19 protein-coding genes and 1 tRNA gene are annotated in these 17,186 nt (G+C 55.8%); 8 read left to right on the top strand and 12 right to left on the bottom strand.

Going from position 1 to position 17,186, the window contains the following annotated elements:
- Positions 1–16 precede the first annotated feature (16 nt).
- Positions 17–1,195, top strand: a complete 1,179-nt coding sequence (locus tag DK507_RS07735; RefSeq protein ID WP_109355802.1) for an LL-diaminopimelate aminotransferase — start codon at positions 17–19, stop codon at positions 1,193–1,195.
- A gap of 41 nt (positions 1,196–1,236) precedes the next feature.
- On the opposite strand, the gene DK507_RS07730 is transcribed toward DK507_RS07735, so the two are convergent.
- The 4 genes from DK507_RS07730 to ftsE are packed head-to-tail and all read right to left on the bottom strand — an operon-like array spanning position 1,237 to position 4,114.
- Complete coding sequence (locus DK507_RS07730; protein WP_109355801.1) at positions 1,237–1,926, bottom strand: 1-acyl-sn-glycerol-3-phosphate acyltransferase; 690 nt, start codon at positions 1,924–1,926, stop codon at positions 1,237–1,239.
- Between the two features lie 2 nt (positions 1,927–1,928).
- The gene (locus tag DK507_RS07725) at positions 1,929–2,462 is read right to left on the bottom strand and encodes a YdcF family protein (RefSeq protein ID WP_109355800.1); all 534 of its coding nucleotides are present in this window, start codon (positions 2,460–2,462) and stop codon (positions 1,929–1,931) included.
- A gap of 9 nt (positions 2,463–2,471) precedes the next feature.
- Entirely contained in the window at positions 2,472–3,392 is a 921-nt protein-coding gene (locus DK507_RS07720; protein WP_109355799.1) for an ABC transporter permease, read from the bottom strand.
- Between the two features lie 11 nt (positions 3,393–3,403).
- On the bottom strand, positions 3,404–4,114 hold the full coding sequence (gene ftsE, locus DK507_RS07715) for a cell division ATP-binding protein FtsE (protein WP_109355798.1): 711 nt from the start codon (positions 4,112–4,114) through the stop codon (positions 3,404–3,406).
- Positions 4,115–4,314: 200 nt separating this feature from the next.
- On the opposite strand from ftsE, the gene DK507_RS07710 reads away from it, so the two are divergent.
- The gene (locus DK507_RS07710; protein ID WP_109355797.1) at positions 4,315–5,067 is read left to right on the top strand and encodes a zinc-ribbon domain-containing protein; all 753 of its coding nucleotides are present in this window, start codon (positions 4,315–4,317) and stop codon (positions 5,065–5,067) included.
- Between the two features lie 20 nt (positions 5,068–5,087).
- On the opposite strand, the gene DK507_RS07705 is transcribed toward DK507_RS07710, so the two are convergent.
- The gene (locus DK507_RS07705) at positions 5,088–5,360 is read right to left on the bottom strand and encodes a hypothetical protein (RefSeq protein WP_162558958.1); all 273 of its coding nucleotides are present in this window, start codon (positions 5,358–5,360) and stop codon (positions 5,088–5,090) included.
- A gap of 251 nt (positions 5,361–5,611) precedes the next feature.
- On the opposite strand from DK507_RS07705, the gene DK507_RS07700 reads away from it, so the two are divergent.
- Positions 5,612–5,700 (top strand) — tRNA-Leu (locus DK507_RS07700).
- Positions 5,701–5,717: 17 nt separating this feature from the next.
- Here the strand turns inward: DK507_RS07700 and DK507_RS07695 are convergent.
- Genes DK507_RS07695 through DK507_RS07685 form a run of 3 tightly spaced genes read right to left on the bottom strand, consistent with a single transcriptional unit; the run spans position 5,718 to position 9,633 of the window.
- On the bottom strand, positions 5,718–6,260 hold the full coding sequence (locus tag DK507_RS07695; protein ID WP_109355795.1) for a histidine phosphatase family protein: 543 nt from the start codon (positions 6,258–6,260) through the stop codon (positions 5,718–5,720).
- A complete protein-coding gene (locus tag DK507_RS07690) occupies positions 6,257–9,043 on the bottom strand; it encodes an ATP-dependent DNA helicase (protein WP_109355794.1) in 2,787 nt (928 codons plus the stop codon). Before DK507_RS07690 ends, DK507_RS07695 begins: the two co-directional genes overlap by 4 nt.
- A gap of 2 nt (positions 9,044–9,045) precedes the next feature.
- On the bottom strand, positions 9,046–9,633 hold the full coding sequence (locus tag DK507_RS07685) for an NnrU family protein (protein WP_109355793.1): 588 nt from the start codon (positions 9,631–9,633) through the stop codon (positions 9,046–9,048).
- Positions 9,634–9,742: 109 nt separating this feature from the next.
- On the opposite strand from DK507_RS07685, the gene DK507_RS07680 reads away from it, so the two are divergent.
- Genes DK507_RS07680 through DK507_RS07670 form a run of 3 tightly spaced genes read left to right on the top strand, consistent with a single transcriptional unit; the run spans position 9,743 to position 12,317 of the window.
- Entirely contained in the window at positions 9,743–11,341 is a 1,599-nt protein-coding gene (locus DK507_RS07680; RefSeq protein WP_109356218.1) for a lysine--tRNA ligase, read from the top strand.
- A complete protein-coding gene (locus tag DK507_RS07675; protein ID WP_109355792.1) occupies positions 11,338–11,838 on the top strand; it encodes a DUF3291 domain-containing protein in 501 nt (166 codons plus the stop codon). Before DK507_RS07680 ends, DK507_RS07675 begins: the two co-directional genes overlap by 4 nt.
- The gene (locus DK507_RS07670) at positions 11,838–12,317 is read left to right on the top strand and encodes an asparaginase domain-containing protein (protein WP_109356217.1); all 480 of its coding nucleotides are present in this window, start codon (positions 11,838–11,840) and stop codon (positions 12,315–12,317) included. The genes DK507_RS07675 and DK507_RS07670 overlap by 1 nt, the downstream gene beginning before the upstream one ends.
- Here the strand turns inward: DK507_RS07670 and DK507_RS07665 are convergent.
- Both DK507_RS07665 and DK507_RS07660 read right to left on the bottom strand, forming a co-directional pair.
- Positions 12,304–13,260 carry a YeeE/YedE thiosulfate transporter family protein gene (locus DK507_RS07665; RefSeq protein WP_109355791.1) on the bottom strand — a complete coding sequence of 319 codons (957 nt, stop codon included), beginning with the start codon at positions 13,258–13,260 and terminating at the stop codon, positions 12,304–12,306. The genes DK507_RS07670 and DK507_RS07665 overlap by 14 nt on opposite strands.
- Positions 13,261–13,803: a TetR/AcrR family transcriptional regulator gene (locus DK507_RS07660; protein ID WP_109355790.1), complete on the bottom strand. Its 543-nt coding sequence runs from the start codon at positions 13,801–13,803 to the stop codon at positions 13,261–13,263.
- A 107-nt stretch (positions 13,804–13,910) separates the two neighbouring features.
- Between DK507_RS07660 and DK507_RS07655 the strand changes: the two genes are divergently transcribed.
- A complete protein-coding gene (locus tag DK507_RS07655) occupies positions 13,911–14,531 on the top strand; it encodes a glutathione S-transferase family protein (protein WP_109355789.1) in 621 nt (206 codons plus the stop codon).
- 14 nt (positions 14,532–14,545) lie between these two features.
- On the top strand, positions 14,546–15,226 hold the full coding sequence (locus DK507_RS07650) for a cupin domain-containing protein (RefSeq protein ID WP_109355788.1): 681 nt from the start codon (positions 14,546–14,548) through the stop codon (positions 15,224–15,226).
- Here DK507_RS07650 and DK507_RS07645 read toward each other — a convergent pair.
- Both DK507_RS07645 and DK507_RS07640 read right to left on the bottom strand, forming a co-directional pair.
- Positions 15,223–16,284: a fatty acid desaturase family protein gene (locus tag DK507_RS07645; protein ID WP_109355787.1), complete on the bottom strand. Its 1,062-nt coding sequence runs from the start codon at positions 16,282–16,284 to the stop codon at positions 15,223–15,225. The genes DK507_RS07650 and DK507_RS07645 overlap by 4 nt on opposite strands.
- A 93-nt stretch (positions 16,285–16,377) precedes the next feature.
- Positions 16,378–17,184 (bottom strand): SDR family oxidoreductase, encoded by an 807-nt coding sequence (locus DK507_RS07640; RefSeq protein WP_109355786.1) that lies wholly within the window; start codon positions 17,182–17,184, stop codon positions 16,378–16,380.
- Positions 17,185–17,186: the final 2 nt, after the last annotated feature.

Below are 17,186 nucleotides of genomic sequence, written 5' to 3'. Positions count from 1 at the left end.
CGGAATTAGAGAAACCATGTCTGAAGAATTCTACCGCATCAAACGTCTGCCGCCTTATGTGTTCGCTGAAGTGAACGCGATGAAGGCGGAAGCGCGCGCCCGCGGTGAGGATATTATCGACCTCGGAATGGGCAATCCTGATGGTGCGCCGGCGCAGCATGTAATCGACAAGCTGTGCGATACGGCCAACGATCCGACCGCGCACCGCTATAGCGCGTCGAAAGGCATCAAGGGTCTGCGTCTGGCCCAGTCCAACTATTACAAGCGCCGCTTTGATGTGGATCTGGATCCGGAAAGCGAAGTGATCGTGACCCTGGGTTCCAAGGAAGGCCTTGCCAATCTGGCGCAGGCGATCACGGCTCCTGGTGATGTGGTGCTCGCGCCCAACCCTTCCTATCCGATTCACACTTTCGGTTTCATCATTGCCGGCGCGGCGATCCGCTCTATTCCTGCAGCACCCGGTCCGGATTTCTTCACCCGGCTTGAATATGCGATGAGCTACAGCGTGCCGAAACCATCAGTGCTGGTGATGGGCTATCCGTCCAACCCGACCGCCTATGTCGCCGATCTCGATTTTTACCAAAAGGTCGTCGATTTTGCGCGTGAGCATAAGCTGTGGGTGATCAGTGATCTTGCCTATGCTGAAATTTATTATGGCGACGTACCAACACCATCCATGTTGCAGATTGATGGCGCGAAGGATTGTGTGGTTGAATTTACCAGCATGTCCAAAACCTATTCGATGCCGGGCTGGCGCATGGGCTTTGCGGTTGGCAATCAAAAGCTGATCGGTGCGCTGACAAGGGTCAAATCCTATCTCGACTATGGTGCCTTTACACCGATACAGGTTGCGGCCACCGCAGCGCTCAACGGCCCGCAAGACATTATTGATGAAAACCGTGCACTTTATAAAAAGCGCCGCGACGTGATGGTCGAAAGCTTTGGCCGCGCCGGCTGGGACATTCCGCCACCAGAAGCCAGCATGTTCGCCTGGGCGCCGGTCCCGGAGCAGTTTCGCGAACTCGGCTCGATGGAATTTGCCAAACGGCTGCTCGCCGAAGCGGGTGTTGCCGTGGCTCCGGGTACGGGCTTTGGCGACGAGGGCGAGGGCTATGTTCGTCTTGCGCTAGTCGAAAATGAGCAGCGCATCCGGCAAGCTGCACGGAATATGAAGAAGTTTCTCAGCCAAGGGTGATTTGCTTCAGGTTAGAAGCGGGCGCGCTCACGATATGACGGTCAATCGTTCAGCACGTTAATTGCGGCATGGACCCGGTCACGAATATCATCGCGATCGAGCCCTGGTTCAATCTCGTCCTGCACAGCATAAGTTATCACGCCGCTTTTCTGCACGAATGTATCGCGCGGCGAGATGATACCGCTGTCGAGCGCTACCGGTACCAAAGGCAGCCCCATCAGTTTGTAGATACCGGCAAAGCCCGTTTGCAATTCCGGTCGCTCGCCATGATGGGCACGGCTTCCTTCTGCAAAAATGACAATCGGGCGACCTTCGGTGACCGCTTTTTTGGCTTGTTTGATAATTTGGCGCATCGCCGCGCCCCCGCCGTTCCGATCTATGCCCAACAGTCCGTGTTTTTTGGCGATCCAGCCCCAGAGCGGGATGACGAGCAGTTCCTTTTTGGCGATCACCACCGGCTTGTCAAAAATACGTAGCAGATCAATCGTTTCAAACATGCTTTCATGTTTGAAGACGTAGAGCAGGGGTTCGTTGCGAATTTCGCCCTTTATCTCGACCCGGATGCCGAGAATGATCCGGGCGCATAGATAATGATAACGGCTCCATAGCTGAGCCATATAGTGTGTGCCGGGCACCGAAAATAGCGCGACGATAAACGATAAAATGATGATCGGTGTTGATCCGCCATAGAATAGCGGGATGAACAGGAGTGATCGGACTTTTGCCAACATATCTAGATACCCGCCAAGGCCGCGGTGCGGCGCATCAGGAATTTATTATACTCTTTGAATAAAGTGCCCAGGGACGGTGCGGTCGCAACTGCATCGGATATGATTGCGATATCCGATGGTACGGCGCGTTCCAGTTCCAGCCGTGCCCGCCGCATATGCCAGTCAGACGTCACCAGCCGGATCGATGTGTCTTTTCGTCCCGCGGCCCAGCGTGCTGTTTCCAAAGCATTTGAACGCGTGTCCACCGCTTGAAAACCCAGATCAATACAACAGTTAAACAGTGTCTCGTCACGATTATAAGCCGCGGCCAGTTCCCCCGGTTTCACATCCCGGTCCACACCGGATATCAGCAGATTTTTCGCTTTATTTGCCTCCAGCAGTTGCAAAGCATGTTCAATACGCTGCGGGCCGCCTGTCAGGACCACAATGGAATCCGTCTGCACATCATCCGCCGCAGTACGCGGCAAATCTATCGCAAACCAGGCGAACCCGATCATCCAGAGAAGCAGCAGAAAACAGAAGAAACGTAAGATCATGAAAGGTGACTACAATATTTTCTTGAGCGCGCCCATGACCGTCATTCGCGCAGTCACCATCGCAAGGATCATTCCCAATATCGGAATGGCCCCGATAATCAACCAGCTATACCAGGAGAGGTCTAGCGATTGCACCAATCCCGAACCAAGAGCGGAAAGCTGCATGCCCAGCAGGAGGATGATTGCGGCGCCGCAGATCAAACCCAGTACCCCGCCCAACAGCGCATCGAGCGCGATCCGCCTTTGAAACAGGCGGCTGATCTGCCGATCGGTCCCGCCGAGCAAATGAATGACGCCGATCGTTTCCTTGTGTGTATTGAGCGCGGCCCGGGCGGAGATGATCACTGCTGCAGCCGTCGCGATTGCAAGCAATATCACCAGACCAAAAGCAATCCATTGCAGCGACCGGACCAAGGCGATCACTGGCGCTATCAGGGCGCTGCTGGGTTCAATGCGGGCACTGGCGGCTAATGGTCTGATACCGGTGCGCAAAGCTTCGAGCTCTTTCTCACTAATGGGCTGCGCCAATTTCAAGTCGATAAGAGCCGGCAGAGGAATATCTTCCAGCAGGCCACCGGTGTCCTGTCCCCCGTCTGCGGACTGGCCCAGCCATGGCGCGATTAGGTCTTCAATTTCCTTGGAGGGCAGGATTCTTACCTCTTCTACCAGTTCCATGCCGCGCAAGCGGGCTGCGGCGTCACTTGTCTGTTGGGCTTTTAGATCGGGATTGGCTTCGATAATTTGAACCGTCGCTCGGCTGGAGAGTTGATCCGACACATTTTGTCCGGCTTCGGTAAAGGCAAGACCTATGGCCGTCGCCAGCACCATTAAAAAAATCATGATCGCAATGACCCAGGGCATCGGCCCTGACAGGCGCCCTTCGGGTATCAGTCGGCGGTCATGGCCGGGAATGACAAACAGACTGAGCATCAGACCGCTACCTATGCTCTGTCACGCGGCAAGGGGGGATTGCGCAAAGAACCGGTTGGATCAGATAGTCCACCCTTTTCGAGCTTCATCATTTGCGCACCGGGCACTTTGCTGAGCAAATGAATATCATGGGTGGCGACGACGATTGTAGTGCCCAGGGTATTAAGCGCCTCGAACAGCTGCAGCAAACGTATGGCCATTTCCGGGTCGACATTTCCGGTCGGCTCATCCGCCACCAATATTTCCGGACGACCAATCACAGCACGGGCAATGGCAACGCGTTGCTGTTCTCCGCCCGACAAGGTTGCCGGTCTGGCCTCGGCGCGGTCGCCAAGACCAACCCAGTCGAGCATCTCGGTCACCGGTGTTGTCAAATCTTTTTCTTTTACGCCCGCGACGCGCAGCGGCAGCGCGATATTGTCAAAAGCCGAGAGATGCGGCACCAACCTGAAATCCTGAAACACGACGCCGATGCGCCGGCGGAAGCCGGGCAGGCGTTCTCGGGGCATGGTAACAGCATCTTCGCCAAACAACCGGATCAAACCGCGACTGGGCCGCTGAGCAAGATAGAGTAGTTTCAGAAGCGAGGTCTTGCCGGCGCCTGATGCGCCCGTCAGGAAATAGAAACTGCCTGGATACAGCGTAAATGTAAGGTCAGATAGCGTCTCAATGCCAGCACCATAGCGCAGGCCAACATTTTCAAATTGAACAATTTCATTCATCTGGATTTTCAAATCGCTTGATCAGGTTGGGACGCTATACAACTGACCGCATCAATAGGACGTTACGTCCTCTGAAATCAACTGCTGCGTGCCCGTCCGCTCGCGGGATGGACGTGAAAACGTTGAAAAAAAGGCACTTGTCTCAAAAGCATGAACCGCAGACTTGCAGTTTCATGGAATGGCGTGTTTAGAAGAATGTCATGATATTGAATTGCCCGGCCTGCAAGACACGTTATCTCGTCCCCGACAGTGCAATCGGCCCTACCGGCCGGTCCGTGCGCTGTGCATCATGCCGCCATAACTGGTTTCAGGAGCCAGCTCCGCCAGAACCTGCCAAAACGGCAGAACAAGCAGGGCAGCCGACGCCTGATGCGCCGTCGGCGCCGCCAACAAAGCGGTCGGATCCTGAACCGGATGGTGCGGCAATGGCGGCAGCGCCACCGGCAGCATCCGCATCAGCGGTTACGCCGCCTTTTGTATCCGAAACCAGCAGCTTTGCCCACGAGCCGCCATTTAAGCCGCGCCGGAATCCTGCAAAGCTATGGACCATTGCCGCGATTGCTTTTGCCAGCCTGATCATCTTGATTGGCGGTGCGCTCTATGCGTTCGGTACGCCAAACTGGTTACAGAGCTATCAGATGGCATCGGTTGATGACACGCCATTGCTGATTGAACTCAGCCAGAAACAGGATCGCCGGACATTGCCGGACGGTACTGAATATTTTGCGGCGAGCGGGACCATAATCAATCCGACCGATAGCGAACAATCCGTGCCGCCAATGCTGGTGATCCTGCGGGATGCCAGCGGCCGGATTGTCTATAGCTGGAAAATGAAGGCACCTACAAAAGAGCTGGCCCCCGGTGCGAGAATCAACTTCAACGAAGCCAAGCTCGACGTGCCCCGCGCCGCAAGTCAGCTAGAGGTCGGCTGGGCTGATATAACACGCCAATAGCTGCTATTTCTATCCTGCCATTAGTGGAATTCGGTGAGCCGCACATTTTGGCGACCATCCCGCATGATCATTCCGCGTGTTCGAACCAGAGGTGCTTGTGCCTTATTCAATCGCGGTGACGAGCCGTATGATGTGATTCCCGAATCAAGACGGACGGTTTCCCCGCTAACAATATGCGCAGAAACACGAACCTGTACCCGCGTACCTGACTGTGCCGTCTGTTCAGCCATGACGGGTGCGTTAGCCGTCATGGCCAGGGTCATCACCATCAAGAGATACAAAATGTCTCGCATAAGCATAGAAAAGCCCGCAAAACCGGCGACTGACAAGGTAAATAAAAGGTTAACAGCCAGATTATCCGGTCTCTTCACCTATAAAACGGACGAAGCGAGCCAAACTGTATGAGATGGGGACATGTTTCGCGGTCGCGTTAACGGCGGGCTGGGTAAGGTCCAGGCAAATCACAATATCTGTTGCGAGCCTATCCACCCTTTGCTAAGGGCACGCGCCTACCAAGGGCTTATGGCCTGGTTCGGATGACAGTGCGGTCGTGGCGGAATTGGTAGACGCGCAGCGTTGAGGTCGCTGTGGGATTAATCTCCCGTGGAAGTTCGAGTCTTCTCGACCGCACCAGTTTCTTTATAAAGCAGTTAGTTATAGTCAGGACCCAGTTCCGGATCGAGATCGCGTGGACGCGTGAAGCGATCCAGAGTTGCGCAATTGTCTTCGATATCGGCCCAGCTTTTTATGTTCAGGCTGAGCTCGGCCAATGCTGCTGTTGGATATTTTATTTCCACTGCGCCCCGAGCTTCGGATGAACCATCGTCAGGAACCAGATCAAAAATAAGGTCTTCCAGGCCAGGATTATGCCCGACCATCAGCACATGATCGGCATCCGCACTGGCACCGCGCAAAACGTCCATCAATGTGACCGAGGATGCCAGATAGATTTTGCGGTCCCATTTCGGCTCAAAAGACAAGCCGCTGGCGGGTTCGACATGTTCCAGTGTTTCGATGACCCGCACTGCAGGAGAGGCGAGGATTTGATCGAAGACGAGATTATTCCGCTTGATAAACTTGCCCATGATCGCAGCGGCGCGTTTGCCCTTGTCATTTAGCGGTCGGTCGAAATCTCTGGCTACGGGGTCATCCCAGCTGGATTTGGCGTGCCGCAAAAGTGTCAGTCTTTTCATATACCGCCCGATTTATTCCCCGGAATATCCGTTTGCCCAGCGTCATGCCCGAAAGATATGTCAGGGGAAAGACTGGATTGCACAGTTTTGGATTTAGCCGCTTTTATTTCCGCCAATGCCTGTGTGAGCGGCATGCGTTCAATCGGTGTTCCTTCCGGAAAAGCGGTCAACAGGCGGGACGGGAAAGCGGATGACAGGATTACAAAATGTCCATGATCATCGGCGCGGCGGATGATCCGGCCAAAGGCTTGTGCCAAACGCGCGCGGATGATCCGGTCATCATAGGCGCTGCCGCCGCCCGCCAGACGCCGGGCTTTGTGTAATATGTCCGGGCGCGGCCATGGCACGGATTCCATGACGACAAGGCGCAGGCTGCGACCGGGTACGTCCACGCCGTCACGCAAGGCATCGGTACCAAGCAGGCTGGCTTTGGGATCGTCGCGGAAAATGTCCACCAACGTACCGGTATCGATGGGATCAACATGTTGCGCGTAGATCGGTAATCCGCTTTGCGCCATGCGGTCGGCAATGCGTGCGTAAACGGTGCGGAGCCGCCGGATCGCCGTGAACAGGCCCAATGTGCCGCCTCCGGACGCCTCGATCAGCTGCGCATAAGCACCGGCTAGTCCTGCCATGTCACCGCGCTTCACATCGGTGACAATGATGACCTTGGCTTGTTCTGCATAGTTGAACGGGCTCGGCACCTCAAATTCCTGTACTGCCTGATCCAGATGCACCGCGCCGCTGCGCGCACGGGCTGTTTCCCAGTCGCCTCCGCCTTTCAGTGTCGCCGATGTGATCATCAGGCCGTGGGCGGGCTTCGTGACCACCTCGGTTACCGGAATCGTCGGGTCGAGCCAGTGGCGGCAGATGCCGATATCATATTCGCGGCCTTCAAACCGGTCGATCATCAGCCAGTCGACAAAATCGGGATCAGCCGGACCGCCGATGCGCGACAACAAGGCGAGCCATCCGGACAGGGTGTCACAACGCCAACCAAGGCTTGATAACGCCCCTTCCATCCGGGCCCTTGCCGGGGCATCCATCCAGTCCGGGCCTTCCTCGATCAGATGCTCGATCCGCTGACCAAGCCGGACCAGAGGTTTGAGCAAAGCATCAATCGCTTCGGCGGCATTGGCGACCGCATCGATCATCGGGCCTTCGACATCGGTAAGCTCGGTTTCCAGACCATAGCCGGCATCCGCGCTCTGGCTCTCGTCACGGGCAAAGACCATGTGACGGACTTCGCCGAGCAGCGCTTCGACCGGCCCGAACGGTTCGCTTTCCGACAAGCGTTGCAGCCAGCCGTCGCTTGGCAAGGCTTCGGCGGCATGGCGGGCGCTTTCAATCGCGCGGCCGCCCTCGTCGTCATAGGAAGCAAGGTCAGCAAGCCGCGCTGCAAGGCCCCGGCGGCGTCCGCGGTTCTTGCTTTCCGGACCGATGACCCAGCGGCGTATCTCGATCGCTTCCTGCCCCGAGAGGCGTGCCGCAAACATCGAATCAGCCGCGTCAAACAGATGATGGCCCTCGTCGAAAATCAGCCGCGTCGGCGCATTTTTCTGCTCCCGACCACGCGCAGCGTTGACCATGACCAGCGCGTGATTGGCGATAACGATATCGGCCTGCTGGCTCGCGCGCGCGGCTTTTTCGATGAAGCATTTGCGGTAGTGGGGGCAACCGGCATAAACGCATTCTCCGCGCCGGTCGGTCAATGCCGTGGACCCGTTGCGCCGGAACAATGTTGCTAGCCAGCCTGGCAAGTCACCGCCGACCATATCGCCGTCCTTGCTATAGGCGGCCCAGCGCGCCACGAGATGGGCGAGTATCGCGGCCCGTCCGGCAAAACCGCCTTGCAGAGCATCTTCCAGATTGAGCAGGCAGAGATAGTTTTCGCGACCTTTGCGGACGACGACTTTTTTGCGAAAAACCTCTTCGTCCGGATAGATACGCCGGGTTTCACGGTCGAGTTGGCGTTGCAGAGCCTTGGTAAAGGTCGAAATCCAGACCGCGCCACCTGCCTCTGCTGACCACAGCGATGCCGGTGCCAGATAGCCGAGGGTTTTGCCGATGCCGGTGCCTGCCTCGGCGAGCAGCATGTTGGGCGCTCCTTTGACGCGGCGGGGATTGAAAATTTTTGCAACAGCGGCAGCATAGCTTTTCTGACCTTCACGTTCCTCTGATCCCTTGCCGGTCAAGGTACCGAGTTGAGTCAACGTAGCATCTTCGTCCATCGTTACTGCACGTGGGGCCGGGCGCGGTGTCTCTTCTTCCCATTCTTCGAGTTTCGAAAAAAGCCAGCGCTCTCCGTCGGCGGGCTTGGTCAGCCGTTTGGACACTTCGCCTGCCCAGGGCCAGCGCAGTCGATAGAGAGCCTGCGCGCTGCTCCACGCGCCTTCGCGTTCCCTCCAATAGGGCGCTTCCAGTCCCGCCAACAAGTGGCTGGCGGCCTCCCGGTATAAGGACGCGATATCGGCTTCCTGATCGGGCGGTTCGAGACCAAGGGTCTTGGCCAAACCGGCTGGCGTGGGAACGACAAATTGCGCCGGGTGGATGAAGGCGAACAGTTCCAGCAAATCGAGACCCGACAGATCGGGATAGCCCAATCGCTGACCCATAAGCGGCGCGTTGAGCAGGATATGCGGGGTTTCCGCAACACAGCCAATCGCCTCACCCTTGCCAATTGCGCGGGAGACACCATCGCTGCCGCAAATCCAGATGCCGCTATGACTGGCATGGAGCGCGGGATAGGCCAGCGGAGGATAGGGGGATGTGCCGTCAGTCAAATTTACGAAAATCCGGGCGCGTTTGGACCGGCCAGGGCGACACCTGCATAGAAGCGATGCATGCCGAACAATATGGCGTAGAGCACCAGCGCGATGACAAAGCCCAATATCTCACGGCGGACCGTGGCTGTTTCGGTTGGCTTCTCCCAGGCACCTTCATTGCGGGAAACAGTAAAGATTGAAATCAAGGCCCATAGCCCCAGCCCGCCGAACAATACGACCGACCGACTGTCACCATTGGCGAGCAAATGCCCGGCGGCCCAGATGAGCATGCCGGTCAGCATCGGATGGCGGATAAACTGTTTGATCTGTGACTTGCCTTGCGCGGCCCCGAACAGGAAAATCGCAAAGACCATCAGTAACATGTTCAAATGCCGGCCCCATGTCGGGGGATCATAGACGAATTCATATTGTGCGGTTCGCCAGCCATAAACCATCAATGCTATAGCCGCGATGATCAGTAAGGCCACTAACCCCTGATGCGGCCCTTCGCCGATCTTCGCTCTTATGTTGGTTCTAAGACCCGGAGCCACCGATTTGACGAGATGAACGATGCTCCAGAGCAACACGCCCGCGATCAATGCACCCATTTGAAATCTCCTGCTTTTGTGCTGTTCTAACTTGCTATAGACGGTAATGCTACTATTGGCGCAGAACCAAGAAAAATAAACGACCTAATTGATTGAACAGGACTATCTCATCGTGACCGATTATCGTGAAGCCGCACAGCAATCCAAAGCATGGCCTTTTGAAGAGGCCCGCAAATTGCTCAAACGCTATCGCGGCGAGCGCGGCGCGCCTGCGCCGAAAACCGGCCCAGATGGTGAGATAGAGCCGATGTTGTTCGAAACCGGCTATGGTCCATCCGGCCTGCCGCATATTGGCACCTTTAACGAAGTGCTGCGCACGACCATGGTACGGCGCGCTTATGAGACGCTAACCGGCAACCCGACGCGGCTGATTGCCTTTTCCGACGATATGGACGGCTTTCGCAAAGTGCCGACCAATGTGCCCAATCAGGATATGTTGGCCGAGCATCTGCACAAGCCATTGACGCAGGTGCCCAACCCCTTTGACACCGAATATGAAAGCTTTGCGGCGCATAATAATGCGATGCTGCGTGAATTTCTCGATCGCTTTGGTTTTGATTATGAGTTTATGTCCTCAACCGAGCAATATACATCCGGCGCCTTTGACGAGACGCTGAAGCTGGTGCTCGCGCGCAATCAGCAGATATTGGACATCATGCTGCCGACGCTCGGCAAGGAACGGCAGGCGACCTATTCACCCATCTTGCCGATCAGTCCGAAAACCGGCCACGTCCTGCAGGTTCCGGTCGAGATTGTCGATGCGGAAGCCGGCATTGTCCGCTTTGAAGATGATGGGGAAATGATTGAACATAATGCGCTCACCGGCGGTGCCAAGCTGCAGTGGAAAGTTGACTGGGCGATGCGCTGGGTCGCTTTGGGTGTCGACTATGAAATGTATGGCAAGGATTTGACCGACAGCGGTGTGCAGTCCGGCAAGATTGCCAAGGTGCTGGGTGCACGCAAGCCGGATGGCCTGATCTATGAAATGTTCCTCGATGAAAAAGGCGAGAAGATTTCAAAATCCAAAGGCAATGGCCTGAGCCTCGACGAGTGGTTACGCTATGGCTCGGAAAACAGTCTCGCTTTCTACATCTACCGCGAACCCAAATCAGCCAAGCAGCTGCACATGGGCGTGATCCCCAAAGCCGTGGACGAATATTTTCAGTTCCGCGCCAATTGGCATGAGCAGGCTGCTGACAAGCAGCTGGGCAACGCTGTGCATCATGTCCATGGCGGTGACGTCCCATCCGATACGATTCCGGTGACCTTTGGATTGCTGCTTAATCTGGTTGGCGTGATGGGCGATGCGGACCGCGAACAAATCTGGGGCTATTTGCGCCAATATGCACCGGATGCCACGCCGGAGAAATATCCTGATCTGGATGAGCTGATCGGCAATGCGATGGCTTATCACAAGGATTTTATCGCACCGACATTGTACCGTCGTAAACCGGAAGGCGTGGAAGTGGCCGCGCTGGAACGACTGGACAGCGAGCTGAGTGCTTTACCCAATGATGCAGCCGCCGAAGATATCCAGACGATTGTTTATTCCATCGGTAAAGAAGGCGGTTTCGATAATCTGCGCGACTGGTTCAAGGCTCTGTACGAGACCTTGCTGGGCAGCCCGCAAGGACCGCGCATGGGTAGCTTCATTGCGCTCTATGGTATCGACAACACGCGCAAACTGATCGTGGAGGCCCTGTCATGAATAGCGGTGTGAGTGGTTACCATCTCGCGCAGATTAATATACTGCGCTTTAAAAGGCCGAAAGATGATCCCGCCAATGGTGACTTTATGGATGCTCTCGACCCGGTAAATGCACTGGCCGACAAGGCGCCGGGATTTGTCTGGCGGTTAGTAGGCGAGGGCAATGACGCTGTCGATATTGACCCGGTTCCGGACGACCCGCGGCTGGCCGTGAACATGTCGGTTTGGGAAGATGTCCAATCACTGGGAGACTTTGTTTACAAAAATCCCGAACATCTGGCGATCATGCGCCGCCGCAAGGAATGGGCGGAGCACATGGAGGTTTATCAAGCATTATGGTGGATTCCGATTGGCCATATTCCTTCGGTGGAAGAAGGTTTGGGGAAAATTGACATGCTTGAGCAACAAGGTGTTTCGGCTGACGTCTTCACTTTCCGCCAGCCATTTGATGCGCCTGATGGGACGCCTGCCATACCCGTACTGGATGAATGCGCCTGATGATCGATATTTTCACGACCGGCGGGACGATCGACAAGATCTATTTTGATGCCCTATCGGAATATCATATCGGCCCGACCCCTTTGCCCGATATATTGGCGGAAAATAATGTCTATGTTCCCCACCGCGTGACACAGTTGATGCGCAAGGACAGCCTCGAACTGACTGACGATGATCGGCAGATGATCCATGACGCCGTGGCGGCTAGCGATGCCGACAAGATACTCGTGACCCATGGCACCGATACGATGGTGCAAACCGGCAAGGTTCTGGCAGACATAACGGACAAAACCATTGTACTAACCGGTGCAATGCAGCCGGCAACTTTGCGCAATAGCGATGCCGAATTTAATGTCGGCTTTGCTCTAGCCGCGACTCAGACATTGCCGCACGGGGTGTATATCGCGATGAACGGTGAAGTGTTCGATCCGGCGACTGCCAGGAAGGATCGTGATGCGCACCGCTTCATTCGTGCGTAGGTTTTTTGAACCACTGACTCTGAGTAACAGCTTTTGTGGCATAGGGCATAGCTACCAGCATGACCGCAATGGTTGCGATCATCACCAGATAAGCCACGGCGCCATAAAGCGTTAATCCCGGTGCGGTCCACATTAGCAAGACATCATTTCCGCCCGGCACGGTCGCAGCGCCAATACCCATTAGGAACCCCCCGGACAGATTGGCGACGGCCAGCTTCCACGTACCGAATTGAGGATGAAATTTGTTTTTGAGCCAGCTGCTGAAAACTGCACCGGCGAATAAAGCGATGACGGCTATCTCCACGGTCATCCCAACGGAAAGGCCTTGCCCAGCCAGCAAACTGTTGAGTACTGCGGCATAGGACCATTCCGGTCGCGTGCCATAGATCAGAGCCGCGGTGATCCCGATGGTGAGCAAGGCCAGCATCGCCATGTTACGCTTAACGATGATCAGCCAGAGACTGAGCAGAGACAGGCCCGCAAAACCGAGTAGCACGCCCTGTTTAATGATATCATCTTCGATTGCGGTTCGCCCGGTCACAACCACTGGACCAAAGGGGTTGAGCGCGTCGATGCGCAGCAGCAGCATCGCGAGGGCCAAGCCGACAAAGGTCAGCAGATAGCTGAACTTTCCTGCCCCAATATAACCAACTGTGCCAACAAAACAGCCGCGATTGATGAGTGCGCCAACCCCCATGATCGCCGCCCCGAAAAACAGCTGCCAACCGATTTCGATATCGACCGGAATATGGGCGCGTCCGGAATATTGCAGCAGCAAGAACAGCACCAGTCCGGCCCAGGAAGCAACTATAAGCAAGCCGAATAACCAGTCCATTTTACCCTGATTCACCCAGCGCATCGTGGCGGCAACTGTACATGTCGCGACGCGAACGAGAGCAAAGCCCAGAATGAAGGCAAGCGGAATGATCAGGAAGGACGTCATTTAAATGCCACTCTTCACGGCGAGATCCTCTGCAACCTGATCGAGATAGCGCGCATCTCCCATGGCGACAGAAAGGATCATCGCACCTTGCAATGCGGAAATGATGTGAGAGGCGTTGAGATTGGCGGACGGTCCAGCTTCCGCCAAAGCTGTTTCTGTCCATGTCATCAGCCGCGTGAAATAGCTGTTCACCGCCTCTTGCACAGCGGGAGGTAGTTGCGGACTGACCGACCCCAGGACTGCGCACAGGCAGCTGCTTTCTCCTTCAGCATAGGCCGCACGATAAGCCTCCACCAGCCGAGCGAGACGAATCTTTACCGAATCATCCGCAGCATCTGGCGCACCCAGATTATCCAGCAGATTGTCCGTATATCGTTCGACCACGGCCTTGCCGAGATCTTCCTTGTGCGGGAAATGATAGTGCACGGACGCGCTTTTCATATCCAGCGTAGCGGCAATATCGCGAAAGCTAAGTCCCGCAAAACCGCCCTGTCGATAGCCGCGTTCGGCAATATCCAATATCTGATCGCGCTTGCTGATCATGTTTGCTCCAACTGAATTTACTTACCTATCACAAGATAGGGGTTGATCAAGTGAGATTCCAGTGATACCTACCTATCGATAGGTAATTAACAAGAAGGACCCTGACTATGAAGGTTTATGATTTTGAAGGTTTCCCCAATCCGGCACGTGTTCGTATTGCGCTGAAAGAAAAAGGCCTGTTTGATCAGGTCGAGTTTATTTCCGTCAACGTGCCCGAAGGCGAGCATCGGAAACCTGAATTTGTTGAAAAGAATCCATCAGCGGCCGTACCGGTGCTGGAACTGGATGACGGAACCACCATTTCTGAATGTAGCGCGATCACGGAATATATTGATAATTTGACGGGTGAGCAGGAATTGACAGGCAAATCGCCGAAAGAGCGCGGTGTGATCGCGATGATGCAGCGCCGCGCCGAGGCGGGACTACTTGACGCGGTGGGAACTTATTTTCACCATGCTACGCCGGGACTGGGTGAGGCGATAGAAACCTATCAATGTGCGGAATGGGGCCATCATCAAAAGGAACGCGCCGTGTCCACCATGCGATATCTTGATACTGTGTTGGCGCAGCAGCCCTATCTAGCAGGAGACGGTTTTTCTGTCGCTGACATTACGGCTTTTGCCGGCCTTGGTTTTGCCGATTTCGCTGGCGTCGAAACCCCTGCAGATTGTAAAAGTCTTGCGCAGTGGCGCGCAAAGGTGGAAGCTCGCCCGAGCATTGCTGGTTGAATGGAGACTCGCAAATGAGGATCAATGCCGATTTTGATAAGCCCGTGGTTCTTCGCCCGGAGGATATGAAATGGGTTCCTTCTCCGCTACCCGGTGTCGAACGCAAGATGCTCGACCGGGTGGGCGGAGAGGTTGCGCGTGCAACGTCGCTGGTGCGCTATGCCCCTGGCAGCTATTTTGATCCGCATGTCCATAGCGGCGGTGAAGAGTTTCTGGTTGTCGAAGGCGTGTTCTCTGACGAGCATGGTGATTTTCCCGCCGGCACCTATGTGCGCAACCCGATCGGCACGAAGCATAAGCCGCATAGTCAGGATGGCTGCATCATCCTGGTGAAACTCCACCAGATTGATCCGGCGGATACGGCCCATTTTTCGCTGGATATCAATGCACTGGAATTTGAAGACAGCGGCACGCCAGGTGTTGAGTTCGCGTGGCTCCATCGCTTTGAAGGCGAGGAGGTCAAAATCGTCAGATGGGAACCGGGAAGCAGCTATCCAGAGCATATCCATGATGGCGGCAGTGAAACCTTGATACTGGAAGGCAGCCTGTCCGATGAGCATGGCGATTACCCGACCGGGACGTGGGACCGCACGCCACTGGGATGGTCGCATACGCCCTACAGCAAAGAAGGTTGTCTAGCCTGGACAAAAACGGGCCATTTGACACCTGAAAAACTTGGGAAATTTGCCGCCTAGGCTGCGACGGGTCGGGTGACCTGCTTCAGCACATCCCGATAGCTTTTGGCAATCGTCATCCGCTTGTCCATGCCTTCAGCCAATAGCAGCGCATGCGCCTTTGGCAGATTGTAGCATGGCACGCCCATGAACAGGTGATGCTCGCTATGATAGTTCACCCAATAGGGCGCTACCGTCGTGCGTTCCCATAGGTTCGCGTAGGTAGTTCTGGCATGAGTGAACGGATCTTCGCTGCCGGTTGTGGTGCAGGCATGTTCAGCAATATTGCGGATGCGCAGGACCAGCTGGAAGGTTGTAGCAAGCGCGATGATCCAGACCAGAAATGGAATGATGCCCAATGTGAGCAGGCTGGCGGCCAGCACAATAAGCTGGATCAGCAGAAAGCGCCCGACCGTCTTTGTGGTACGCACTGCTCCGTCCAAATTTGTTACCGGGGCCGAGACACCGGCGGCACCGCCGCGATTGAACGCCGTGCCTGCTGATGTGTCTCGCTCGCCATTACCGTCGGTTAACGGCGAGCCTTGCAGCACTGCCTTCAAGCCCAACCATGCCGCGACCATCTGACCGCTGCGCTGTTTCAAGAAAGTTTGCCCGGTCAAATCGCGGAAGGCTTTACGCCTCATGCTCGCGGGCGTTGTCGGAAACGGTTTTGACAGAGCAAGATCGGGGTCTTCCGGCTGCTGTGTGAACTTGTGGTGGGTCAGGTGATAGGCCCTGTAACTGTGCAGGTCGCTTCCCGTTGCTGCACCAGTCAGCCATTGACCGGCGAAATTATTGATCTTGCGATTGGGGTGAAGCAGGCCATGGGCGCCCTCATGCATCAAAATGGAAAGGCCCAATTGCCGCCCACCGACGATGGCAATGGCAAAGGGGAAGGCGGCAAGACCCGCTAGCCAGTACCAATCCCACAATAATGCTGTGCCCGCCAAAACTGCTGCCGTTGTGAGCCAGCCATGCAGGATCAACCAAAGGCCCCGGGATGAGGATACACGCGTCAAACGCGCCCAATCATCGCGGGAGAAAACATCTGTAGGTCGGGCGGCTTTAACAGCTGGCATGGCCCCTATAATAGGCTAATTTCTGCCAAAAATCCAGTTTTTCCGGGAAAAGCGACAAGCCTTGCGTTCCGTAACGGAAAATCAGCCCGCACGCTAAATTTCGATCAGTCCGTTCTCGATAGCGTCTATACGCTGCCGCATCGCGACGCGGGTCTCGCCGGCATCTGTTGCACAGACCAATGTGCCGCCGCCTGCTGCCATAACGCGTTCTATGTCCGGCCACATCGCATCAGGGGTTTTGGCCTCTCGCCACATGCCGGCAATTTTGGGATCCATATGGCGTTCACCGCCGAAGCGTTCGGGGCGGGCTTTGGCGCCATCCCAGATTTCGGTATTGAGCAGGCCGGGGCACAATATGGTGGTCTCAATATCCTTAACTGCCAGCTCGCCCCGTAGCGCCTCGGCCACGGCCATCGTACCATGCTTGGTTGCGGCGTAGAGTGGAAAGTCGCCCTCAGGTGCCCGCAGCGCAGCGGTCGAGGCTGTAATCCCGACATGACGGGGATCGCCTTTGAGCAGCGGCGCAAAACATTGCGCCGTCCAGATAGCGCCCAGCACATTTACATCATAGGCCCAGCGCACCTGATCTGGCTTGCCCTCCAGCAAGGTCACGCCGACGCCCACGCCAGCGTTGATCCATAGCATGGCGAGATCGCCATGATCGGCGGCAAAACGCTCGGCCGCCAAAGCAACAGCATTGCGGTCGCTAATATCGAAAGCCATAGAAAACGCACCACTGCCGATTTCCAGGGCCACTGTTGCGGCCGCTTCTTCGCGGATATCTTGAACGCAGACAGTCATCCCGGCTTCTGCGAGTTTGACGGCCAGCATCTTGCCAATGCCGTCGCCCGCGCCGGTCACCATGGCGGTGCGTCCAGCGTAGCTGCCGAGTTTTGTCATGC

Source organism: Sphingorhabdus sp. EL138 (assembly GCF_900258045.1).
In the GTDB taxonomy this organism is placed as follows: Bacteria; Pseudomonadota; Alphaproteobacteria; order Sphingomonadales; family Sphingomonadaceae; genus Parasphingorhabdus.
This window is presented reverse-complemented; position numbering and strand designations above follow the sequence as displayed.

Excerpts from the sequence above, each read along its gene's own strand:
- DK507_RS07725 (WP_109355800.1), bottom strand. The coding sequence starts at position 2,462 with ATGATCTTACGTTTCTTCTGTTTTCTGCTGCTTCTCTGGATGATCGGG.
- DK507_RS07705 (WP_162558958.1), bottom strand. The coding sequence starts at position 5,360 with ATGCGAGACATTTTGTATCTCTTGATGGTGATGACCCTGGCCATGACG.
- DK507_RS07735 (WP_109355802.1), top strand. The coding sequence starts at position 17 with ATGTCTGAAGAATTCTACCGCATCAAACGTCTGCCGCCTTATGTGTTC.
- DK507_RS07665 (WP_109355791.1), bottom strand. The coding sequence starts at position 13,260 with ATGACGTCCTTCCTGATCATTCCGCTTGCCTTCATTCTGGGCTTTGCT.
- DK507_RS07685 (WP_109355793.1), bottom strand. The coding sequence starts at position 9,633 with ATGGGTGCATTGATCGCGGGCGTGTTGCTCTGGAGCATCGTTCATCTC.
- DK507_RS07720 (WP_109355799.1), bottom strand. The coding sequence starts at position 3,392 with ATGCTCAGTCTGTTTGTCATTCCCGGCCATGACCGCCGACTGATACCC.
- DK507_RS07730 (WP_109355801.1), bottom strand. The coding sequence starts at position 1,926 with ATGTTGGCAAAAGTCCGATCACTCCTGTTCATCCCGCTATTCTATGGC.
- DK507_RS07640 (WP_109355786.1), bottom strand. The coding sequence starts at position 17,184 with ATGACAAAACTCGGCAGCTACGCTGGACGCACCGCCATGGTGACCGGC.
- DK507_RS07675 (WP_109355792.1), top strand. The coding sequence starts at position 11,338 with ATGAATAGCGGTGTGAGTGGTTACCATCTCGCGCAGATTAATATACTG.
- DK507_RS07710 (WP_109355797.1), top strand. The coding sequence starts at position 4,315 with ATGATATTGAATTGCCCGGCCTGCAAGACACGTTATCTCGTCCCCGAC.
- ftsE (WP_109355798.1), bottom strand. The coding sequence starts at position 4,114 with ATGAATGAAATTGTTCAATTTGAAAATGTTGGCCTGCGCTATGGTGCT.
- DK507_RS07695 (WP_109355795.1), bottom strand. The coding sequence starts at position 6,260 with ATGAAAAGACTGACACTTTTGCGGCACGCCAAATCCAGCTGGGATGAC.
- DK507_RS07660 (WP_109355790.1), bottom strand. The coding sequence starts at position 13,803 with ATGATCAGCAAGCGCGATCAGATATTGGATATTGCCGAACGCGGCTAT.
- DK507_RS07645 (WP_109355787.1), bottom strand. The coding sequence starts at position 16,284 with ATGCCAGCTGTTAAAGCCGCCCGACCTACAGATGTTTTCTCCCGCGAT.
- DK507_RS07670 (WP_109356217.1), top strand. The coding sequence starts at position 11,838 with ATGATCGATATTTTCACGACCGGCGGGACGATCGACAAGATCTATTTT.
- DK507_RS07650 (WP_109355788.1), top strand. The coding sequence starts at position 14,546 with ATGAGGATCAATGCCGATTTTGATAAGCCCGTGGTTCTTCGCCCGGAG.
- DK507_RS07655 (WP_109355789.1), top strand. The coding sequence starts at position 13,911 with ATGAAGGTTTATGATTTTGAAGGTTTCCCCAATCCGGCACGTGTTCGT.